General features: G+C 69.0%; 15 protein-coding genes and 1 pseudogene. 9 read left to right on the plus strand and 7 right to left on the minus strand.

Annotated features, from left to right (window positions below; translation table 11 throughout):
* The first annotated feature begins 2 nt into the window (after positions 1–2).
* Both LI94_RS06260 and LI94_RS06265 read left to right on the plus strand, forming a co-directional pair.
* A complete protein-coding gene (locus LI94_RS06260; RefSeq protein ID WP_024442665.1) occupies positions 3–719 on the plus strand; it encodes a hypothetical protein in 717 nt (238 codons plus the stop codon).
* Positions 716–1,429, plus strand: coding sequence for a hypothetical protein (locus tag LI94_RS06265; protein WP_024442666.1), 714 nt, complete (start codon positions 716–718; stop codon positions 1,427–1,429). The genes LI94_RS06260 and LI94_RS06265 overlap by 4 nt, the downstream gene beginning before the upstream one ends.
* A gap of 23 nt (positions 1,430–1,452) precedes the next feature.
* Here the strand turns inward: LI94_RS06265 and LI94_RS06270 are convergent, their stop codons facing one another.
* Entirely contained in the window at positions 1,453–1,947 is a 495-nt protein-coding gene (locus LI94_RS06270; RefSeq protein ID WP_024442667.1) for a helix-turn-helix transcriptional regulator, read from the minus strand.
* Entirely contained in the window at positions 1,944–4,940 is a 2,997-nt protein-coding gene (locus LI94_RS06275; RefSeq protein WP_024442668.1) for an MMPL family transporter, read from the minus strand. The genes LI94_RS06270 and LI94_RS06275 overlap by 4 nt, the downstream gene beginning before the upstream one ends.
* Before the next feature lie 388 nt (positions 4,941–5,328).
* Between LI94_RS06275 and LI94_RS24395 the strand changes: the two are divergent.
* Positions 5,329–5,631, plus strand: a pseudogene (locus LI94_RS24395) (hemophore); the annotation flags it as partial.
* Between the two features lie 16 nt (positions 5,632–5,647).
* Here the strand turns inward: LI94_RS24395 and LI94_RS06280 are convergent.
* Positions 5,648–6,781, minus strand: a complete 1,134-nt coding sequence (locus LI94_RS06280) for a YbhN family protein (protein WP_239651161.1) — start codon at positions 6,779–6,781, stop codon at positions 5,648–5,650.
* A 189-nt stretch (positions 6,782–6,970) separates the two neighbouring features.
* Here LI94_RS06280 and LI94_RS06285 point away from each other — a divergent pair, with 189 nt between their 5' ends.
* Entirely contained in the window at positions 6,971–8,137 is a 1,167-nt protein-coding gene (locus LI94_RS06285) for an AI-2E family transporter (RefSeq protein WP_046300646.1), read from the plus strand.
* Here the strand turns inward: LI94_RS06285 and LI94_RS06290 are convergent.
* The 3 genes from LI94_RS06290 to trmB form a co-directional block, all read right to left on the minus strand.
* On the minus strand, positions 8,097–11,000 hold the full coding sequence (locus LI94_RS06290) for an MMPL family transporter (RefSeq protein WP_046300647.1): 2,904 nt from the start codon (positions 10,998–11,000) through the stop codon (positions 8,097–8,099). The two genes, LI94_RS06285 and LI94_RS06290, sit on opposite strands and share 41 nt — an antisense overlap.
* Positions 11,001–11,074: 74 nt before the next feature.
* The gene (locus LI94_RS06295) at positions 11,075–11,770 is read right to left on the minus strand and encodes an NYN domain-containing protein (protein ID WP_024442673.1); all 696 of its coding nucleotides are present in this window, start codon (positions 11,768–11,770) and stop codon (positions 11,075–11,077) included.
* Positions 11,770–12,552, minus strand: a complete 783-nt coding sequence (gene trmB / locus LI94_RS06300) for a tRNA (guanosine(46)-N7)-methyltransferase TrmB (protein WP_024442674.1) — start codon at positions 12,550–12,552, stop codon at positions 11,770–11,772. Before trmB ends, LI94_RS06295 begins: the two co-directional genes overlap by 1 nt.
* Before the next feature lie 157 nt (positions 12,553–12,709).
* On the opposite strand from trmB, the gene LI94_RS06305 reads away from it, so the two are divergent.
* The 4 genes from LI94_RS06305 to fadD4 all read left to right on the plus strand — a co-directional run bounded on the left by LI94_RS06305 (position 12,710) and on the right by fadD4 (position 18,817).
* Positions 12,710–13,654, plus strand: coding sequence for a hypothetical protein (locus LI94_RS06305; protein WP_046300648.1), 945 nt, complete (start codon positions 12,710–12,712; stop codon positions 13,652–13,654).
* Positions 13,651–15,204 (plus strand): hypothetical protein, encoded by a 1,554-nt coding sequence (locus LI94_RS06310; RefSeq protein WP_239651160.1) that lies wholly within the window; start codon positions 13,651–13,653, stop codon positions 15,202–15,204. Before LI94_RS06305 ends, LI94_RS06310 begins: the two co-directional genes overlap by 4 nt.
* 131 nt (positions 15,205–15,335) lie before the next feature.
* Positions 15,336–17,156, plus strand: a complete 1,821-nt coding sequence (locus tag LI94_RS06315) for a phosphoenolpyruvate carboxykinase (GTP) (RefSeq protein ID WP_024442677.1) — start codon at positions 15,336–15,338, stop codon at positions 17,154–17,156.
* Positions 17,157–17,299: 143 nt separating this feature from the next.
* Positions 17,300–18,817, plus strand: a complete 1,518-nt coding sequence (fadD4, locus tag LI94_RS06320; RefSeq protein WP_046300649.1) for a fatty-acid--CoA ligase FadD4 — start codon at positions 17,300–17,302, stop codon at positions 18,815–18,817.
* Positions 18,818–18,838: 21 nt separating this feature from the next.
* Here the strand turns inward: fadD4 and LI94_RS25040 are convergent, their stop codons facing one another.
* Positions 18,839–20,218, minus strand: coding sequence for a PGRS repeat-containing protein (locus tag LI94_RS25040; RefSeq protein ID WP_052739873.1), 1,380 nt, complete (start codon positions 20,216–20,218; stop codon positions 18,839–18,841).
* 278 nt (positions 20,219–20,496) lie between these two features.
* On the opposite strand from LI94_RS25040, the gene LI94_RS25045 reads away from it, so the two are divergent.
* A partial coding sequence (locus tag LI94_RS25045) for a PGRS repeat-containing protein (RefSeq protein WP_052739874.1) occupies positions 20,497–22,318 on the plus strand: 1,822 nt, incomplete at its 3' end.

Below are 22,318 nucleotides of genomic sequence, written 5' to 3' on the forward strand. Positions count from 1 at the left end.
CCATGCCTGACGAGCAGCAACCCGACGACGCCACCGAGGTGGACCAGGAGCTCACCGAGCCCGATGCCGTCACTGGCGAGAGCCTCGAGGACCCGGCCGCCGCAGAAAAAGTGCACGAAAAGGCGCCGGCGAAGACCGGCAAGAAAACCACCCACGCGCAACCGGCTGCGGCGGCCTCCGGCGGTGGACTCTCCGGCTACGGGTGGGGCTCGGTGGCCCTCGGCGTGGTCGCGGTGGCGGCGCTGATCTTCAGCCTGATCACTTGGTACGAACACCACGAAGATGTCAATGAGCGCGGCTACCGCAGCCGGGTGCTGCAGACCGCCGCCAGCTGGACCAGCGTGCTGATCAACTTGAACGCCGAGAACGTCGAGAAGGGCATGGCCCGGCTGCGCGACAAGACCGTCGGCGAACTCAACAGCGAGTTCGATGCCGCCTTGGCGCCCTACCGTGACGTGGTGCAGCGAATCCAGTCGCGCAGCACCGGCCGGATCGAAGCTGTCGCCATCGAGCTCGAGCACCACGACCTCGACGAGCCGGCCGCGACCGGCAGCGACGAGCCGTCGAACCCCGGCCGTACCGACCCGGTGATGGTGATCGCCACTTCGATCGCCGAGAACGTCGGCGGCAGGCCCCAGACCGTGCACTGGGCTCTGCACCTCGACGTCACCGACGTCGCCGGCAACATGATGATCTCCCGATTGAGGTCGATTCGATGAGCAAGCTGGAACTCTTGAAATCGCAACCTCTGTGGCGGGTGGTGTTCGTCGACATCGCCGCGCCGCTGGCCGCGGTCGGGGGTCTGCTCCTGGTGGGGCTGACGCTGGACTGGCCGGTCTGGTACGTGTCGCTCTGCTCGGTGTTGATCCTGCTGATCGTCGAAGGCATGGTGGTCAATTTCGTGCTGCTGCGCCGTGACGCGGTCACGGTCGGCACCGACAACGAGCGGCCCGGTCTGCGCTTCGGGGTCGTCGGACTGGCCGCGGCCGCGCTGGTGGCCGCGGCGGTGCTCGGATACCTGCGCTGGACCGTTCCCGACCGCGACCTGGAGATCGACTCGGGTGAGGCGGTCAAGACCGCCGTTGCCATGGCCGAAGCTGCGGCCACGGTCTCGCCGGCCAACCCGGACGCATCGATCGAGAAGGCTGCCACCTACATGGTCCCGGACCGGGTCAATGCGTTCCGGGAGAGCATTGGCCGGACCGCCACCGACATGGCCAACCGCAACATCGCGGTGGAGGCGCAGACGCTCAGTGCCGGTGTCGAGGCGCTCGGGCCGTCGGCAGCGCGGGTGGCGGTCGTGATGCGCAGCGTCCAGACGGTGGCGAACCAGCAGGTCAAGCAGTCGGTTGTGCCGGTGCGCCTGACGCTGACCAAGCGCGGCGGAAAGTGGCTGGTGCTGGAGATGTCACCGATCCACGCCCGCTGACCCGCCGGGCGGGGCGGCCGGCGTCAGACGGCGTCGGGCGTCTCGCGGGTGTGCAGCTTGACGAAGCGGTCGGACAGTCGGCGCATCCGGATCATCAGTGAGGCCGGTGGGCTGACTGTGCCGTTGAGGTAGTCACCAAGCGTGTCGGCGGGAACCCCCACCCGCGAGGCGAACTCTTGCTGGCTCAATCCCGACCGCTCGATCAGCACCCGCATGTGACGCGCGACCTCCGCGCGCTCGTTGGCCTCCAGATGCGCGCGGGCACGGGTCAGGACCTCCGACAAAGCTTTGGCGATACCGAAGGATTCGGTGCCTTCCAGCACCTCTTCGACCTGGCGGGCGGTACGGCCGTAAGGATCGCGCTTGAGTGCCACCACGATGAGCTGCCAGGTGGCGATGTCGCCGGTCTGTAGCGCAGCCCGGATGGCCGACGTGGGCCAGAACTCGACCGGCCGGTCGGTGTCGCCGGACGGCTGCCGGGGCAGCGGCCCACGGCGTCGGTCCGCGGCCAACGTCACCTCGCCTCCTCGAGCATCGCCACGGCAACTGCCAGGCAGCGCCCTTGGACGTGTTCCCAGTCCGTACTCGCCCCAAGCGCATCGTCGCCGGGGGTGTAGTCGCCGCGTGCGGTGGGCTCCGGATCGGCGAGTCGACATACCAGCTGGGTGGCCATCCAGTGTCCGTCGGCTGGTTGACCAGAGTAGTACGCATCAATTCCGCTGAGGGCCCCAGCAACGGTTTTCGGGCCCAGCGCATCGGCGAGGTCGGCCAGCCCGGCATAGTCGCGCGGGCTGTTGCGTGCCAGTACCAGGTAGCCCGCCAGGCGCAGGGTTTCGGCACCGGTGGGGATCTGCAGCCGGTCTCCGGTGGGCAGTTGGACGGCCGCGGCCTCCATCGGACGGCACCGGGTCAACGCCGGGACGTCGAGCCCGATCTCGCTGGCCGCCCATGACTCGGTTTCCAGCGCGTCGAGCGCGATGGCGAGCCGGCGTCGCCACACCGTGACCGGGTGAACCGGACGAATGGTGCGGGGCTGCGCCCGGACCGTGCCGGCACGCGACTGCCAGCCACCTGTCAGCCGGGCCAGCGCGTGGCTCACCCCTCTGCCGCCCGCCGTAGGCGGTGCTGCCGGCCCGGTGGTGACCGGCACCGCTTCGATCTTGCTGGTGGCCATCTCGGCCACGCCGCAGCCGCGTAGCGCCAACGGGTCGCTGACACAGACCGCGTCCGGAACCAGCCCTTTGAGCCGGGCCGCCGACTTGACCACCACACGAAGGTCAGCGCTGGGCGTGATCAGCGCGGAGATGTCATCGGGTATCACCACGACGTCACCCAAATCCACTGTGGGCAGCGGCTTTTCAAAGTCGACCGACGGCAGGATCCGGGCCAGCCAGCGCGGCAGCCACCAGTTCCACTCGGCGAACATCGCCATCAGCGCCGGAACCAGCACCAGCCGAACCACGGTGGCGTCGACCGCGATCGCCACCGCGCAGGCCACCCCCAGTTCGGCCACCAGCGGCATCCCGGCAAACGCGAAACCGATGAACACCGCGATCATGATCAGGGCGGCACTGGTGATGGTGCGCGCGCTGGTGCTCACCCCGTAGGCGACCGCGTCGTGGGTGTTGCCGGTCTGCAGGAAACGCTCGCGGATGCGGGTCAGCAGGAAGATCTCGTAGTCCATCGACAAGCCGAACGTCATCGCCAGCACGAGCGGCGGAATGAACGTGTCGATGGAACCGGTCGATGCGAAACCGAACCGTTCCAGCCAGCCCCACTGGAACACCATCACCAGGCTGCCGTAGGCAGCTGCCACCGACAGCACCGTCATCACGACGCCCTTGAGCGCCAGCAGCACCGACTGGATGGAGACCAACAGCATCAGGAAGGCGATCAGCGCCACGAAAACCAGCACCATCGGTTCGGCCGCTGCGACCCGGTCGTCGAAGTCCTTGATCAATGCGGTCGGTCCGCCGACGTCCACCTGCACTGCCGGCGAGCCGGCCGCTTCCGGCAGGTGTTCGCGCATCCAGTCCACGGTGGTCCGTGCGGCCATGTCCTCGGGATCGACGGACAGCACCGCAGACAGCAGGCCGCTGCTGTTGTCGTTGCCGAAGACCGGCGGGGACACCGAAGCGATGTTGGGGGCCTGCGACATCTCCTGGCGGATCGCCGCAAACGTCTCGGCGTGGGCCGGCGCCGAGGCGTTCGCGCCGGGGATGGTCACCAACACCCGGACCGGTCCCAGCGCGCCCGGACCCAGGGCTTGGGCTGCCGCGGCCACCCCGCCCCGGATCTCGTGGGAGGAGTCGAACTGGCGAAGCATGCTGTTGCCCAGCGACAGCGACAGCGCCGGCGCCGCGAGCGCCAACAGGAATCCCGCCGCCGCCAACGCCGAGGCCCAGGGGCGCCGCATCACCGACGCCGTCCAGCTGGTCCAGAACCGCGACTGAACGGTCTGGGGGCTGCGTGCCCAGTGCAGCAGCGCCGACCGTTTGGCCACTGCCCGGCCGAACACGGCCAGCACCACCGGGGTCAGGCTGACCGACGCCAGCACCGCCACCGAGACAGCCAGGATCGCTCCGGTCGCCATCGACACCAGCACCGGCGTGTTGATCAGATAGATCCCGGTCAGGGAGGCCACCACGGTGAGGCCCGACAGCACCACGGCCAGCCCGGACGTCGCCATCGCCGCATCGACGGCCTCCTGCGGCTGGCGGCCGGCCCGCAGTTCCTCGCGGTAGCGCATCAGAATGAAGAGCGAGTAGTCGATCGCCAGTGCGATCCCGAACATCGACACCGTCGACGTGACGAATACCGACATCGTGGTGAACAGCGACAGCAGATAGACCAGTCCCATGGTGACGATCACTGTGCCGATCCCCAGCGCCAGCGGGATGGCGGCGGCCGCCAGTGAGCCGAACACTGCCAGCAACACGACCAACACGATCGGAAGATTCCAGCGCTCTGCCGCGCCGATGTCCTGTTTGGTCTTCGCCGACGCCGCGGCGCCGAGGGCACCCTGCCCGATCACGTAGAGGTTGACCGAACCGTTTTCGACCCGGCCGGGATGTTCGTCGGCCACGCCCAGCTTGGTGCGCAGCTTCTTGGCGACGTCGACGGCGCCGGTGTTGTTGAAATCGACTCGCAGGGACACCACGTATGGCCGGTCGGGACGCGGCGGCGGTTGCGTCGTATCGGGCAGCACCGTCACGCTGGGAACCTCGCCGGCAGCCCGCTGCAGCAGCGCGACGGCGTCTTTCATGTCCAGGTAGGTGGCGTCGGCGCGGGGTGCGGCCACCAAGGCCAGCGGTGAGGCGCCCTGCTCGGGAAAGTGATCCTCGAGCTGGTACTGCACATGCAGCGACTGCGATCCCTGGACCTCGAAACCCCCGCCGGTGAGATGACCGGACTGGGTGGCCGCCAGGTAGAGCGAGGCGAGCACAGCAAGTAACCACCCTGTGAAGACCACCCAGCGGAATCTGCGCAGGTTGTTGCTGAAGCGCATCATGAACTGCTGGATTTCGTCTCTCCCCGCTCTCGCCCGCACCGGTGCGTCGCGTGCTGCGAGCCTACCGCAGCAACCTATTGCACTGGCCGTTTCTGTCGCCTCTGAGCTGCTCCGATGCCGTCCGGGAACCACACTGTGACCAGGCTGACCTGTGCTCGGGTGGCGGCACCGGGTGGTTACTGTCAGGATGGGGAAAAGGCCGTCTTTCGATCTGCCGTTGCTGCCGGGGGGCATCGCGCGCACACCAGACCATCGTCGAAGCGTCATCCGCAATGTGGCGGGACTCGTCGGGGCGGATCGGAGATCTCGCCAGTCGTGAGGAGAATTCGTGAACATCACCCGCGCCACGGTGCGTCGCAGTCTGTCGGGCAAGGGCGTCCTTGCCGCCGTGCCTGTCGTTCTGGGCGGGGCCGTCACGGCCGCGCTGCTGGCCACCCCGTCGGCACCCTCGGCGACCGCGGCCAAAGACCCCTGCGTGGCCAGCGAGATCGCCCGGACCGTGGGCAAGGTCGTCACCTCGACCGGTGACTACCTGGACTCGCACCCGGACACCAACCAGGTGATGACCGGCGCGCTGCAGCAGCAGCCCGGCCCGCAGACGCTGGCAAACCTCAAGGCGCACTTCGACGCCAACCCGAAGGTCGGCGACGACCTGGCCAAGATCACCGCGCCGGTCCAAGAGGTGACCGACCAGTGCAAGCTGGCGGTCAGCCTGCCGCAGGTGCTCGGGCTACTGCAGGCCGTGCAGGCTCAGGGCGGCCTGCCCGGGGGCGGACTGCCCGGGGGACTGCCGGTAACCGGCCTGCCGGTCGGTGCGGTGACCCAACCGGTCGCGGTTCGCTGAGGACCGCCGCGTACTCGTCGGTGTCGCGGTCGGCCGCGTTGTCGGTGCGGAAGGCGAAGAAGAACACGACCCAGCCGGCGGCCGATATCAGCACCCAGCTGATCATCCGGTAGATCAGCACCGCAGAGATGGCGTCGGGCACCGTCAGCCCGCTCGACACCAGGCCAGGCACCAGCACGGCCTCCACCACCAGCAGGCCACCGGGAATCAGGGGAATGGTCCCCGCCGCGCGGGCAGCGGCGTAAGCCACCGTCAAACCGGCAACCGATGCCCGCCCACCGGTGGCATAGGCGGCGCAGGCCAGGCAGGCCACGTCGGCGACCCAGTTGAACAATGACCAGCCGAACGCCGTCGACAAGTCCCGGCGGCCCAGGCTCACCGATTCCAGCTGGCCCAGCAACCGGCGCCAGGTCGCCATCCCGGCGTCGGTGGGCCGGGCGCGCATCGAGTTGAACCAGGACAGCACGCGGACGCCGATGCCGTCGATCAGTTCCGGTCGGGTGGCGACGGCCTGCGCCAGCAGGAGCAGCGCGATGAAGCCGCCGAGGGTGAACAGCAGGGAGAACGGGTTGCTACGGGCCCCGAGCAGGAAAGCACCGCCGAGGCCCAGGAGGGCCAGCCCGACCGCTTGAAGTACCCCCGACATCACCAGCTGCCATGACGCCAACACCGGAGTCGCGCCCCACCGGCGTTGCTGCCGGTACAGGAAGGTGGTCGACAGCACGGGGCCACCGGGCAAGGTGGTACTGAGCGAGTTGGCCGCGTAGAAGGCGGCCTCGGACTGCCGCTGCGACACGTGCACACCGGCCGAGCCCAGCAGCGTCCGCTGGATCTGCGCGAAGCTGTGCATCGATGCCGCCGCGGCCACCACCGCCCCGATCAGCCAGCGGGCGTCGGCCCGGCACAGGCTGCACCACGCGGCGGAAACCTGGTCCCACACCAGCACGAGTTCAACCGTGAGCACGATCGCCACCAGACCCACCAGGACCGGGCTCACCCACCGGTATTTGCCAACGGAGCGCTGTGAACCCGAGGGGTCTCGCCCGCCGACGCCATGAACGACGACGTCGGGAACGACGCAGTCGTGCGAAACGGGGGCGTGGGGCACGAATCCAAAGGTTAGCCGCGCTAGGTCGATATTCGGCTACCTGATGTGCACCCGCTGCGGCATCGTTACGCTACCGGAATGTCAGCCAGCGCAGACGAATCCGTACATCCGACGGTGCGCAAGGCGGCCGCGTGGGCCTGGCGCCTGCTGGTGCTGTTCGCCGCGGTGCTGCTGGTGCTGCTGATCATGCGGCGCCTCGAAGTGATCGTCGTCCCGGTGGCGATCGCGATGATGGTGTCGGCTCTGCTGCTGCCCGGCGTGGACTGGTTGTCCCGGCACGGCGTGCATCGGGGTCTTGCGGTGTTCCTGCTACTGCTGAGCGGCCTGGCCGTGCTTGCCGGGTTGCTGACCTTCGTCGTCGACCAGTTCATCGACGGGGTGCCCGAGCTGGTCGATCAGGTCACCCAGGTGGTCAACTCGACCCAGCACTGGTTGGTCGAAGGGCCTCTGCACCTGAGCAGGGAGCAGATCGACAGCGCCGGAGACAGCGTGGTCAACGGACTGCGCAACAACCAGGCGAAACTGACCAGCGGTGCGCTGTCGACAGCCGAGACCATCACCAAGATCTTCACCGGCGCGTTCGTGGTGCTGTTCACGCTGATCTTCTTCCTCTACGGTGGCCGCGACATCTGGCGGTTCACGGTGAAGTTCTTCCCGAGCCAGGTGCGCGCCACCGTGCACGCGGCCGGTGTGGCGGGATTCGAATCACTGATCGGCTATGTGCGGGCCACCTTCCTGGTAGCCCTGGTCGACGCCCTGGGAATCGGCATCGGCTTGGCCGTGATGGCCGTGCCGTTGGCGTTGCCGCTGGCCTCGTTGGTGTTCCTGGGGGCCTTCATCCCACTGGTCGGTGCGGTGCTCACCGGGTTGCTGGCCGTACTGGTCGCCCTGATCGCCAAGGGGTGGATCTACGCTCTGGTCACCCTGGGGCTGATCATCGCGGTCAACCAACTGGAAGCCCACGTGCTGCAGCCGCTGGTCATGGGGCGTGCCGTCTCGATCCACCCGCTGGCGGTGGTGTTGGGCATCTCCACCGGCGGAATCCTGGCCGGCATCGTCGGTGCGCTGCTCGCCGTTCCGTTGATCGCCTTCGTCGACCGGGCGGTGCGAGTACTGGTCGGAACCTCGGCTTCAGGTACTCCGGACGCGGAGGATGCCCTGGAAGTCGTGGATGACGATACGCCGGACCCAGAATCCGGCGACGTCAGTACCGACCCTCCCGACGCAGCAGTTCAGCAGCGCTGAGACCGCCGGTGGTACCGCGCCGCTGCGGGGTCTGCGGGTCATCCGTCGCGTCGTCGCCGGGCTGATCGCCGACCGCGGCGAACTTCTCGGTGGCCGGGTTCTCGGGGTCGGCTTGGGGGCTCTGAACCGGGATCGCCGTCGTGGGGGCGTTCTCGGTGTTGTCCGCGTCCCCAGTGGGTTTGGGCAGGGACCGGGTCCGCTCGTCGGAGGCGTCCGGCTCAGGTTCCCCCTGCCGGCCGCGGCGGGCCTGAGGCGCCTCACGGCCGCCGCGCAGTTCGCCCAGCCATGACTCGATTTCGCGCTCCTCGCCCGCGCCCGGGGACTCCTTGCCGGGGGACGCCACTCGCTCGGTCGCCGGGTCCGCTGCCGAGAAGCGGGTGGTGGGCGGTTCGGCGGGGCCGGTGTTGATCCGATTGGTCCGGGCGTTGGACGGATTGCCGCTCACCGGCCGGGTCGGCAGCTGTTCTGCGGGCCGCCGTGCCGGGGCAGCGCGGCCCGGCGAGGGGTGGGTCGGGTCGTGGGTCGGGCGCGGGGCTGCCGCACCGGCGGGGGCCGGCGCGACAGTTGCCGTCGCGGGACGGCGGGTCACCCGGCGCCGTTCGTCGGGCAGCCGGATCTCGCCCAGACCGATCCGGTTCTGCAGGCGCTTCATCCAGCGGGGCGCCCACCAGCAGTCGTCGCCTAGCAGCTTCATCACCGACGGCACCAGGAACATCCGGACCACGGTGGCATCCAGCAGCAGTGCCGCCATCAGACCGAACGCCAGGTACTTCATCATCACCAGGTCGGAGAACACGAACGACGCGGCAACCACGGCGAGGATCAGCGCGGCAGCGGTGATCAGCCGGCCGGTTGTGGCCGTGCCGATCCGGATCGCCTCGGTGGTCGACATCCCGGATTCTCGTGCCTCGACCATCCGGGAGACCAGGAACACCTCGTAGTCGGTGGCCAGACCCCAGCCCACCGCAACGACCAGCGCGATGACCACCACCATCAGTGGCGTCGGGGTGAAGTTCAGCAGGCCGGCGCCGTGCCCGTCGACGAACATCCAGGTCAAAATGCCCATCGTCGAGCCCAGCGTCAACGCGCTCATCACGGCTGCTTTCAATGGCAGCACCAGTGACCCGAACGCCAGGAACATCAGCAGCGTCGTGGTGATCAGCAAGATCGCCAGCATCAACGGTCCCTGAGCAACTAGCGCATGGATGCTGTCCTGCTCGAGCGCTGGTGTCCCGCCGACCAGCACGTCCAGACCCTTGGGTGTGCTCATGGCGCGCAGCGCCTTGATCTTCTGCGCGGCGTCGTTGCGGTTGACCAAGCCGTTCTCGATCACCCGGACGGAGTGGTCTTTCGAGGCCCCCGGAAGGTAGGGGCGCTCCTTCCACATCTCGGCCGGATCGTCGTCGGGAACGACGAACCCGTTGATCGCCATCGCGCGGTTGCGGATATCGGCGACCTGCTGGTCGGTGACCGGCTTGTCGGAATCGCTCTTGATCACCAGGGTCAGCTTCTCGGTGCGGAAGCCGGGGAAGATCTCGTCGAAGTGCTCTTGGGCAACCCGGGCGGTGTTGTCCGGCGGCAGATACTTCTCGCTCATCCCGCCGAACGACAACTTCCCCAGCGGGATGATCAACAGGATCATCGCGATCACGATCGGGATCGCGAACGCCAGCGGTCGCTGCATGACGAAGTTGACCAGCTTGCCCCAGAACCCGGCCTCGACTTCTTCGCGGGTCTTGGTCTTCTGGGTCTTCTCGGCGAGCCAGCCGATGATGCGGTTGTGGATCTCCCAGTCCCGCAGGATCGGCACCCGGTAGAGGGTGCGCACCCCGAGCGCGTCCACGTTCTTGCCCAGCACGCCCAGGATGGCCGGCAGCAAGGTGATCGACAGCAGCGCGGCCAGGCCCACAGAGGCGAAGATGGCATACGTGATCGCCTTGACGAATCCTTGCGGCAGCACGAGCAGACTGGCACCCGAGACGATGATCAGCACCGCCGAGAACACCACCGTGCGTCCGGCCGTCATCACCGACCGGCGGACCGCCGCTTCGGTGTCGTAGCCCTCGGCGATCTCCTCACGGAATCGGCTCACCACGAACAACCCGTAGTCGATCGCGATACCCAGACCGATCAGCGAGACCACCGGCTGGGCGAAGAAGTTGATCGGCCCGAACATGGCGGCGAAGCGCAGGATGCCGGTGGCTCCGGCGATGCTCAACCCGCCGACGATCACCGGCAGGCTGGCCGCGACCACCCCGCCGAACACGAAGAACAGCACCACGGCGACCAGCGGAAGTGCCAGCACCTCCATGCGCTGCTGGTCGGTGGCGATGGTGCCGGTCAGTTCACTGGCGATCGGCTGCAGACCGCCGAGTTCGACCTTGCCGCCGTCGAGCTTCTGCAGGTCCGACTCGGCAGCCTGGTAATTCTTGAGGATGGTGTCGTCGTCGTCGCCCTTGATCTGGATCGACGCGAACGCGTGCTTCTTCTCCGGGTCGGCCATATTGGCCAGCGCCTCGGGATTGGTGAAGTAGCCGACCCAGCTCATGATCTGATCGGGGTGGTCGTTCTTGACCTTGTTGAGCCCGTTCTTGACCGCGTCGAACCATTCCGGGTCGTCGACCGTCTCGCCCTTGGGCGCGGTGAAGACCGCCACCACATGGCTGGTGCGGTCCCGGCCGTAGACCTCGTCGCCGGCGATCGACGCCTGCACCGACTGGCTGCCCTCGTCGTAGAAGCCGCTCTGGGTGACGTGGTCGCCCAGGCTCATTCCGTAGACGCCGCCACCCAGGCAGAGCGCCACCATCACGCCGATTACGATGAACCGGTAGCGGTATACAGTTCGACCCCACCAGGCGAACACCTATACGCTCCTTACTAAGGTCTGTGGAGACATCTTTCGGACTCGCGCTTCCCTGACTTCAGGCTCTCCAGTTGTCACTCTCGCGAGGTAAGCAGTGAGCTCAGCGGCCGGAACGGCTGGAGCCACGCCCCCTGTTCCGGCAGCGAATCAAGGCTGATCCGCGGCAGCCGCTCCCGGAACACACCAGGGATGTCCTCCAGGTCGACGAACTCCAAGGTATCCGAGGCTAGCGCCCAGCTCGCATGTTCGCGAAATCCGAGCACAGAGGCGGCTATGCCCAGACCGCAGAGTTCTTCCAGCGGTTCCCGGAACGCCTGGCCATCGGCGGAGGCGACCGCCACCGCCACCAGTCCCTGTTCTTTCCGCAGCGCGATGTGTTCGAGCATGTCGGAATCGACATCACTGTCCTCATCGATCTTCGGCTTGGCGAAGACTGCAAAACCCACGTTACGCAACGCTTCGACCCAGGGCCGGACGACGTCGGCGCTGCCCGGGGCGATGTTGGTGAATACGGTCGCCTCCGGCTCCACCTTGAGCTGCGGATGCGACGCCGCCACCTCCGCGGTGCGGCTGAGCAGCCAGCGGCCCAGTGCGTCGAAGCGGGGCCGCTCCACGCCGGTCGGACGACGGCCCAGGATCGCGCCCAGGCCCATGTCCAGGTTCGGGGCGTCCCAGACCAGCAGCACCCGCTGCGTGGGCGTCCCCTCGGCGGTCGGTTCGGTCCCGGTCGGCTCGCCGTCCACTCCAGCCCGCAGGTCGGGGCTGGTCATCAGGCCCGCACCCAGACGAACTCGTTGATCACGCTGCCCGCATCGCGGCCCTTCGCCTCGTACTTGGTGGTGGGGCGAGCGACCGAGATAGGTAGGCGGACGTCGACGAGAGGGCCGGCCACCCGGCGAAGGCCCGGCTCACCGTCGCCGGACTCGGCGATCTGCACCGCGTAGTCGGCATGGTCGGTGGCCGCGTGCAGTACCCCGCCGGGTTGCAACCGATCGGCGATCAGGGCCATGGTGGCCGGCTGCAACAGCCGCCGCTTGTGGTGCCGGGCCTTGGGCCACGGGTCGGGGAAGAAGACGCGCACCCCGATCAGGGAAGCCGGGGCGATCAGGTACTCCAACACATCGAGGCCGTCGCCGCGCAGCAGCCGGATATTGCCCAGTCCCTCGCGGTCGATCGCGCACAACAGTTGCGCCAGCCCGCGCTCATATATCTCGACAGCCAGCACGTCCAGGTCCGGTTCGGCCTGCGCCATCGCTACCGTCGAGGTGCCGGCTCCGCAGCCGATCTCGAGCACCACGGGTGCATCGCGACCGAACCAGCGGTGCGGATCCAGGGGCTGGGGGCGATGGTGGGGACCGTCGGGCGGCACCACATCGGCGCCCAGGTCGGGCCAGAGCCGCTCCCAGGTCTGGCGCTGACCGTCCGACAGCGCGGAGTGCCGGTAGCGGACGCTGAAGTTGCGGAAACGGCGTGGAGCCGGGGTGTCGACGCCAGTGACGTCTGATGCTGACTCGACGTCGCGCGGCGCATGCATCAGTCCATGGTGGCCCATGGATGCATCTGTACCCACTTCGCGGTCCACATTGATACCCAACAGTTGCTTAGCGCGGCCCGTCGGCGCGGCCAAGTCACCCTGGGGAGGGTGACTCGCGTCGCCGCGGAGCAGCTGACACCATGGCCCGGAGCGGATTACGCGGGGAGGCAGGGTCGTGACACAGGGGCACCAGCTCTTCGCCGACGAGCTGACCGCGCTGGCCACCCAGCACTCCGACCCCCGACTGGCGGGGATCGCCGCAGCCGTCACCGCGCCCCTGCAGGTCGCGGTGCGTGGCCGCCGCGGCGTCGGCCGGCGCACCGTCGCCGCGGCGCTGGCCGCCGCCGGGCTGAGCATCGCCGAGCAGCCCGCTGGGACTGAAATCGCCGAGCTGGCCGTTTATGTGGTCGCCGAGTCGGTCAAGCCCGAGGACATCGCCGCACTGCATGCCACGCGGCGGCACCCGGTGCTGGCGGTGCTGAACAAGGCCGACCTGCGCGGGCACGATGCAGCCACGATGCCGGTACCGGTTGAACCGATGTCGGCGATATTCGCACTGGCCGCGCTCGGCGGTGGGCTGGACGGGGCACTGTGGGAGGCACTGGGCTGCGTGGCCGCCCGGCCCGCCGATCTGCGCTGCGCCGAGCAGTTCGTGAGCGGTCCGCACCCGGTGCCGCGTCAGACCCGCGAGCGGCTGTGCGCCACCGTCGACCTCTCCGGGATCGCGGCACTGCTCGACCTGGCCGGAAGCAACGGCACCCTGTCGCAGGCCCGCGCCCGGTTGCGCCGGCTCAGCGGTGTCGATCGTGTCGTCGCCCGGCTGCAGGTGATGAGCGCTGCCGTTCACCACCGTCGGATGTCGGAGGCAGTGATCCGGCTGGAGGCGATGGCAGTCGGGGACAGCCGCATCGACGAATTCCTGAACCGCGAGGCGACGGTCTCCGCTCGGCTGACCACGGCGGCGGCCGCGATCGACCTGCCGGAGGAACCGGCGCTGGCGCGGGCCCGCCGCTGGCAGAGTCACCGCAGCGCACCGGTCAGCGCCGCCCGGCGGGCCTGCGCCGCCGATATCGCTCGGGGATCGCTGCGGGCCTGGGCCGCGACGCGGGGCCGCCCATGACCGCCGAGGGTGGCGAATCGGCCGAGGCGGGCCCGATCACCGGGGTAGATGCCCTGGTCGCTGAGGTCGCTCCCGACGTGCTTCCACCGCCGGTGCGGCGCTGCGACGTGGTGGCGGTGACCGGCCCCTGGCTGGCCGGGGTCAGCGCGATGACGCAGGCCCTGGCCGACCGGATGCCGCAGCGGCTGGTGATGGAAGCCACCGACCTGGCACCGGGGGAGGTGCCGCTGGCGATGGTGTTCGTGGTGTCAGCCGCCGCCGCACTGACGGAGTCGGACTGCGCGCTGCTCGATGCGGTGGCCACCCACACCGATGTGGTGATCGGCGTGATTTCCAAGATCGACGTCCACCGGCAGTGGCGCGAGATGCAGACAGCGGCCCGCGAAACCCTCTCCGGCCACGCGCCGCGCTACCGCAACGTGGCGTGGGTGGGGGCGGCCGCGGCACCGCAGCGCGGCGACCCGCGGGTCGACGACCTGATCGCGGAACTGACCAGACAGCTCGAGGACGGCGATGCTCAGCGTCGTAACCGGCTGCGCTCGTGGGAGTTTCAGCTGCGCACCGACGCCGATCGCATCGACCGCGACGCCCGCGCGGCAGGCCGCCGCACCCGGGTGGCGCAACTGCAGGAGCAGCGTGACGAGGTGGTGCGGCAGCGGCGAATGTCGAAATCGGAGCGCGTGATCGCGTTGCGCAGCCGCATCGCCGCGGCCCGCGTGCAACTGTCCTACTTCGCCGCCAAACGATGCGCCTCGGTGCGCAGCGAGTTGGGCGAAGACGCAGCGGGCATGACGCGCCGTCGGTGGGCGGCGTTCGAGTCCTATGTCCACGCCCGGCTGACCGAAGTGGTGACCGAGGTCGACCAGGGAATCACCGAGCATTTGGCCGATGTCGCCCAGGAACTGGGGCTGGTCGCACCCGAAATGCCGACCGGAGCGGCGGTGCCGGTGCCGCAGGTCGACTCCGGCAAGCCACCGCTGGAGTCCCGACTGTTGGAGACCCAGTTGATGGCGGTGCTGGGAATCGGTTTTGGGCTGGGCGTGGCGTTGACCTTGAGCCGGCTCTTCGCCCACCTCGCGTCCGGACTGGCCGCGCTGGGTGCGGCCGGATGCGCCATCGCCGGGGTGGCGGCCACGGTGTGGGTGGTCAGGATTCGGGGGCTGTTGCGCGACCGGGTGGTGCTCGATCGGTGGGTGGGACAGGCCACCAGCGCGGTGCGGTCCTCGGTGCAGGAGCTGGTGGCCCTGCGGGTGGTGGCCGCCGAGTCGGTGCTCACCGCCGAACTTGCCGGACACAACGAGACCGAGGCCGCGCGCGTCGCCGACCGGGTCGCCGCATTGGACCGGGAACTGCGGGAGCACGCGGCCGCCGCCGCCCGCGCTGCCGCGGTACGTGATCGCAGGCTGCCGTCGTTGCGGCGGGCGTTGGAGAATGTGCGCGCTGAGCTGGGCGATTCAGCGAGGCTCGACGGAGGAGAGGCGAAGCTGGGACCGCCCCATGAGCTGGGTGAATCAGGCCCGGTAGAGGCTGCCGTCACGGGCGACAGATAGCTCGAGTTGCGATTGTTTCGATCCGTGTAGCTATTGACGGTAATCTCTTATTTAATGACGGTATAAGAGGTGACAGCGGCGCGCAGCTGCGGCAACGCCACCGAGTGACACAGGTTACACAGGAGAGCTCAATGACCTCAGCGACCATTCCCGGTCTGGACACCGCCCCGACGAAGCATGGTGAGTTGTTGGCCTGGGTTCGGGAGGTCGCGGAGCTCACCCAGCCCGACCGGGTGGAATGGTCCGACGGTTCCGAGGAGGAATGGAACCGGCTGATGGGCCTGCTGGTCGAGTCCGGCGCCGCGGTCAAGCTCGACGAAAAGAAGAAGCCCAACTCCTACCTGGCGCTCTCCGACCCGGCCGACGTCGCGCGGGTCGAGTCACGCACCTTCATCTGTAGCCGCACCCAGGAAGGGGCCGGCCCCACCAACAACTGGATGGACCCGGACGAGATGCGGGCCACCATGACCGAGCTGTACCGCGGTTGCATGCGCGGTCGCACCATGTACGTCATCCCGTTCTGCATGGGCCCGCTGGGCGCCGAGGACCCCAAGCTGGGCGTCGAGATCACCGACTCGCCCTACGTGGTGGCCTCGATGAAGGTGATGACCCGGATGGGCACCGCGGCGCTGGAGAAGATCGGCACCGACGGCGCCTATGTCAAGGGTCTGCACTCGGTCGGCGCCCCGCTGGCCGAAGGCGAGCAGGACGTGCCGTGGCCGTGCAACTCCGAGAAGTACATCACCCACTTCCCGGAGACCCGCGAGATCTGGAGCTACGGCTCGGGTTACGGCGGCAACGCGCTGTTGGGCAAGAAGTGCTACGCGCTGCGGATCGCGTCGGCGATGGCCCACGACGAGGGCTGGCTGGCCGAGCACATGCTGATCCTCAAGCTGATCTCGCCGGAGAACAAGGCCTACTACGTGGCGGCGGCGTTCCCCTCGGCCTGCGGCAAGACCAACCTGGCGATGATCCAGCCGACCATCCCGGGCTGGCGTGCCGAGACCCTCGGCGACGACATCGCGTGGATGCGGTTCGGCAAGGACGGCCGGCTCTACGCGGTGAACCCGGAAGCGGGCTTCTTCGGCGTGGCTCCGGGCACCAGCCGCAGCTCCAACCCGAACGCGATGATCACGCTGGAGCGTGGAAACACCGTCTACACCAACGTCGGCCACACCGATGACAACGATGTGTGGTGGGAGGGCATCGGCGGGGAGACCCCGGCGCACCTGACCGACTGGAAGGGCAACGACTGGACGCCCGAGTCGGAAACCCCTGCCGCTCACCCGAACTCGCGGTACTGCACCCCGATGTCGCAGTGCCCGATCCTCGCGCCGGAGTGGGACGACCCGCAGGGCGTGCCGATCTCGGCTATCCTGTTCGGCGCCCGTCGCAAGACCACGGTGCCGCTGGTGAGTCAGGCCCGCGACTGGCAGCACGGCGTCTTTATCGGCGCCACCATGGGCAGCGAGCAGACCGCGGCCGCCGAGGGCACGGTGGGCAAGGTGCGCCGCGACCCGATGGCGATGCTGCCGTTCATCGGCTACAACGCCGGCGACTACATGCAGCACTGGATCGACACCGGCAAGCACTCCGACGAGTCGAAGCTGCCCAAGGTGTTCTTCGTCAACTGGTTCCGTCGCGGCGACGACGGCCGCTTCCTGTGGCCGGGCTTCGGCGAGAACAGCCGGGTGCTGAAGTGGATCGTCGAGCGGGTCGAGGGCAATGCCGGCGGCCAGGAGACCCCGATCGGCACCGTGCCCAGCGCTGCCGACCTGGACTTGGATGGGCTGGACGTGGCCGCCGCCGACGTGGATCAGGCGCTGATCGTTGACGCCGACGAATGGCGCGCGGAGCTGCCGCTGATCGAGGAGTGGTTCGAGTTCATCGGCGACAAGCTGCCCACCGGGCTGCGCGACGAGTTCGAGGCACTCAAGCAGCGCCTGGGCTAGTAGCCCGGTTTCGAGCACTTCGCAGAACCGCACCCAGGGGATTCCCCGGGTGCGGTTCTGCATTCTCCGGGCGCGGGGGACGGTTCGCGTCCCTGACGCCCCCACTTGACAGCCGTCAAGTTTGGCCCCAGTACAGTCAGCCCATGCAGATTCGCGAGCACCTCGAAGCCGAGAACCCGGCCATCATCCTGCACCCCTCCGGCATCGTCGTCACCTTCGCTGAGCTGGAAGCCCGGGCGAACCGGCTGGCGCACTTCTTCCGCGCCGCAGGGCTGGTGGAGGGCGATGTCGTCGCGATCATCATGGAGAACAACGAGCACATCCACGCGGCGATGTGGGCGGCACGGCGCAGCGGCCTGTACTACGTGCCGATCAACACTCATCTGACAGCTGCCGAAGCCGCGTACATCATCGACAACAGCAACGCCAAGGCGATCATCGGCTCGGCTGCGCTGCGCCAGACCTGCGCCGACCTCGCTGAGCACTTGCCGGCCGGCCTGCCCGAGCTGCTGCTGATCGCCGATGGTGACCTGGACGGCTGGCAGCGCTACCCGGAATGCGTTGCCGACCAGCCGGAGACACCCATTGCCGATGAGATCGAAGGTGATCTGCTGCAGTACTCGTCGGGCACCACCGGGCGGCCCAAGGGCATCAAACGTCCGCTGCCGCATCTGCCTCCGACCGAGGTGCCGGGGCTGATGGCGATGCTGGTCTCGGTATGGATGGGCCCGGGTTCGGTCTATCTGAGTCCCGCTCCGCTGTATCACACCGCGCCGTCGGTGTGGTCCATGCAAGTGCAGGCGGCCGGGCTGACCACGGTTGTCATGGAGAAGTTCGACGCCGAGTCCGCGCTCGAAGCCATCCAGCGCTATCGGGTCACCCACGGGCAGTTTGTGCCCGCACACTTCACCCGGATGCTGAAACTGCCTGCCGAAGTGCGGGATTCGTATGACGTCTCCAGCCTCAAGCGGGTCATGCACGCCGCCGCTCCGTGCCCGGTGGAGATCAAGCAGCAGATGATCGAGTGGTGGGGGCCGATCGTCGATGAGTACTACGCCTCATCGGAGGCGCACGGCTCGACGCTGATCAGTGCCGACGAATGGCTGAAGCATCCCGGCTCGGTGGGCAAGGCGATGTTCGGTGCGGTGCACATTCTCGATGAGGACGGCAATGAGTTGCCGGCCGGCGAGGCCGGCGAGATCTACTTCGAGGGCGGGAACGCTTTCGAGTACCTCAACGATCCGGACAAGACCGCGAAATCGCGCCACGCGCAAGGCTGGACGACCGTCGGAGACGTCGGCTACCTCGATGATGAGGGCTACCTGTACCTCACCGACCGGCGCCACCACATGATCATCTCCGGCGGGGTGAACATCTACCCGCAGGAAGCGGAGAACCTGTTGACCACGCACCCGAAGGTGTTGGACGCGGCCGTGTTCGGGATCCCCGACGACGAGATGGGCCAGAGTGTGAAGGCGGCCGTGCAGACCGTCGACCCCGCCGACGCCACGCCTGCGTTCGCCGCAGAACTACTCGACTGGGTGCGGGACCGCTTGGCGCACTACAAATGTCCGCGGTCGATCGCGTTCGAGGAGCAGCTGCCGCGCACCGACACCGGCAAGCTCTACAAGAACGAGCTGGTGGCCAAGTACTCGGCGTGATGCCGGCCCGTCAGGGCCCGATCAGGACGCGTCGCCCGGCTGGCCCGGGGTGCCTTGGTTGCCGGCTTGCCCGTGGACGGTGCCCGGGCCGGCGGCGCCGCCAGGCCCGCCCGCGCCGGGGGTAGCTCCATCGCCCCCGTTTCCGCCCGCGCCGCCGTTGCCGCCGTCACCGCCGAAGCCGACCCCGTGGCCGCCGGCGCCCCCGTGGCCGCCGGTCCCGCCGGTGCCCCCGACGCCAATCGCCTGGCCGCCGTTGCCGGCCGCGCCGCCGTTGCCGCCGTCGCTCCCGCTGGTGCCGACGATCACCGGGGTGGCGCCGCCGCCGGCCCCGCCATCGCCGCCGCGGCCGCCCCGGCTGCCCGTCCCGGTGGCCGTACCACCGTCGCCGCCGTGGCCGCCCTGCCCGCCTCCGGCCGGATCACCGCTACCGCCGATCCTGCCGCCGTCACCACCGGTGCCCCCGGACCCGCCGGCAGTGCTGTTGCCGGTTGCGGCCCCGCCGTGGCCTCCGGTGCCTCCCGCGCCTCCGCCGCCGCCCAGTTGACCGCCGTCGCCTCCGCGGCCGCCGTTACCGCCGGCCCCGGCGGTCTTACCGTCGCCGGCGGCGGCGCTGCCGTTGCCGCCGTCCCCACCGGCGCCCCCGCTGCCGTAGAGGTAATTGCTGTCGCCGCCGTTGCCACCGTTGCCGGCGGAACCGCCGTCGCCGGCGCCGTCCCCGCCGTTCCCACCATGGCCGCCGTTGCCCCACACGCCGCCGCCGTGGCCGCCGCTACCGCCGTCGGCGCCAAGGCCGCCGGCGCCACCGTCGCCGCCGTCACCGAACAGGCCGGCGCTGCCGCCGTTGCCACCGGCGACGCCCTCGACGTCCGAAGACCAGCCGTTGCCCCCGTCGCCGAACCACAACCCGCCGGCCCCGCCCTCGGGATGGTCGGCCGTCCCGTCGGGGCCGTTGCAGATCACGCCGCAACCGCCCTCGGCCAGCGGTGCGAACAGCGGATTGACCAAGTTGCCGAACAGCTGACCGGACGGACTGTCGATCCAGTCCTGCACAGCCTCATGCAGCCACTCGTAGAACCCGGCGGCGCCGGACGCGTCCGCGGCCAGTGCCAGCGCGTCACTGCCGAAGGGGTCTGCGCTGGTCAAGCTCCACACGGTGGGATCCAGCCAGGCCCAGCCCGCGGCCGAGGCGCCCGTGTCCTGCTCCGGCACCCCGAAGAGCGGGCTGAGCAGATCGGTGATCCAATCGAACTCGTTCGCGTGGGCGCACGGCGCCGGACCGACCGGACCCAGGCCGAAAGCGGCCAGTGCCGCCAGCGCGGGAACGGTCCGTCGTATGCGCCGAGCCGTTGCGGTGGGGTGCGCCTGGCGGCGCCGGGGAACCTTATTGCGGTGCAGTGGCATTGCTGAGCGACCTCCGGGCGGCACGTCAGGCGAAGCGGGCAGTCGGTGCCCGTCGGGGTGGACCCCTATGAGCAGGTCAGCCCGTCGCTCACCTGGCGACTTAAAGTATATGTGCACTGGACAAACGAAACTATTGGTATGACTTTATCGCACTTAGCCACATCATCACATGGACAACGGTCCGCTGAGGCGATACTGTCAAGCACCGTGGGGGAAGGGCACAGTCTTCACTAAGCCCAAACAAAGTTTTCGTAAAGCTCAGAAGGGGTGGACCAACGGTGGCACATCATCGGCGCAGTACTCAGAACGCTCAATCGATCGCGCAGCGGCGGCGGGACCGTGCGATCGGGGCGGCAGCCGCGGTCGGCGCATTCGTGGCGTTCGGAATGGCGCCCCTGGCGTCCGCGCCTTCCGCGCAGGCCGAGGACTTCGGCCTCGACGCGTTCTGGGACATGTTCGGCGTCGGCGACACCAACACCTCGGGATTCGACCTTTTCGACGTCTCGGCGTGGGGCGTCCCGGGCGCGGCCGACGGTGGCCTGTTCGACGCAGACTTCGCCCAGATGTGGCAGGACAGTTTCTACCTCCCGCTGCACGCCATGATGCAGGACTGGATCACCAGCGACTTCGGGTCGAGCGTCAACGGGGTGGTCAACCAGCTCTTCGCGCCGTTTACCGACGGCTTCTGCGGGATGATCTGCAACGGCGCCGACGGCACCGAGGACAGTGTGAACGGCCAGGCCGGTGGGCTGTGGTTCGGCGACGGCGGCAATGGCTGGGACTCGAACCTCGAGGGCATAGCCGGCGGCAACGGCGGCCACGCCGGCGGTATCGGCAACGGCGGCGACGGCGGCATGGGCGGCCTGGGCGCCGACGGCGGCAACGGGGGCCACGGCGGCGAGATGTGGGGCAACGGTGGCGACGGTGGGGCCGGCGGTAGCGGCACCGCCACGTTGGACGCGGGTAACGGCGGCAACGGTGGCTCGTCGGGTCAGGCCCAGGACTTCTTCGGCATGGGCGCGTGGGGCAATGGCGGCAACGGCGGTTCAGGCGGCACCGGTTGGACCGGTACCAACGGCTCCGCGGGCAGCGGCTCCGGCGGGACCGGCGGTGACGGCGTAGCCGGTGGCAACGCCGGAAACGGTGGAGCGGGCGGCGCCGGTTCCTCCTACGTCGGCATCGGTGGCAACGGTGGTGAGGGCGGTGTCGGTGGCGCCGGCGGCAATGGGGGCAACGGCGCGGCCGGCGACGGAGGCACCTTCGCCGACAACGGTTCCGGAAACGGCGCCGTCGGTGGCAACGGTGGCAACGGTGCCGTCGGTGGCAAGGGCGGCGTCGGCGGTGCTGCCGGTAGCGGTGGCTCCGCCGATGGCACGATCGGTGCCAACGGTGACGGCGGTGTCGGTGGTAACGGCGGCCTCGGCGGCGACGGTGGTAGCGGTGCGGCCGGCCTGGCGGTGAACGGCGTTGGCGCCAACGGCAGCGCCGGTGGCAACGGTGGCGCGGGCGGCAACGGTGGTGCTGCAGCGGCCGGCGGCGCAGCCGGTGGAGCCGGTGCCAACGTGGGCGCTGCCGGTGTCGACGGTGACGGCGGCAACGGTGGCAACGGTGGCGACGCCTCGGCCGCGACCGATGGCCGCGACGGCGTCAACGGCTACCGCGACGGCGGAACCCCGCCCGACGTCTCGGCGACCAGTGGCGGTAGCGGCGCTGCCGGAGGTACCGGTGGCGCCGGCGGCAACGGCGGCGGGACCGCGGGCAATGGTGGCAACGGCGGGGCCGGCGGGGCGGGCTCCGACGGTGGCAACGGTGGCCACGGCAGTGCCTCGATACACGGAACGACCGATTCCGTGCACGGCCTGTACAACGCCCCCGGCAACGGTGGCTCGGGCGGCGCCGGCGGTAGCGGCGGCGCGGCTGGATCCGGTGCGGCCAACGGCAACGACGGTGTGATCGGCAACGGCGGCAGCGGTGGCAACGGCGGCAACGGTGGCGACATCGCCGATGTGACCGGACACGCATCCGTGGAAGGCCCCGGCGGCTTAGGCACCCTGGGCCCGCAGGGCTCGGCCGGTACCGGTGGCGCCGGCGGCAACGGCG

Origin of the sequence: Mycobacterium sp. UM_Kg27, from assembly GCF_000972905.1 — a bacterium.
Lineage (GTDB): Bacteria > Actinomycetota > Actinomycetes > Mycobacteriales > Mycobacteriaceae > Mycobacterium.